Genomic DNA, 403 nt, shown 5'->3' on the forward strand with positions numbered 1-403 from the left:
ACACGACTCATACTTATAATTATACTAATTTGTATAATTACTGTCAAGGCTTATTAGCCTTGCCCCTTTGGGGGTGAGTTTCTCCTTGTGGCTTACCCAACAAACTTTTAACTAAGCTTCTCTCCTTCTATTGAATTTCTATATTTGAAAAATTTTATTTTTTTAAAAAGTATATGTTTTTTGTATTATTAATTTTTCAAGTATATTCTTTTGGTTATTTTAACTATAAATCACAGTCCTCTTGAGTTTTTTGAAAATAAAGAAAATAGAGAAAAACTCATAAAAACCCTAATAATACACTTAAATTCTTATTTAGAGGCTGAAAGTAATCTACAAAAAATCAAGATTTTAGTCAAAATATATCAAAATTTACAAAAATGTAGCCGAACTCCTGATCTTATTG

1 pseudogene is annotated in these 403 nt (G+C 26.3%); it reads left to right on the forward strand.

The window, feature by feature from the left end:
• Positions 1–210: 210 nt before the first annotated feature.
• A pseudogene (locus ELQ12_RS10545) lies at positions 211–403 on the forward strand (hypothetical protein); the annotation flags it as partial.

Origin of the sequence: Campylobacter sp. US25a, from assembly GCF_004379075.1 — a bacterium.
Classification (GTDB): Bacteria; Campylobacterota; Campylobacteria; order Campylobacterales; family Campylobacteraceae; genus Campylobacter_D; species Campylobacter_D jejuni.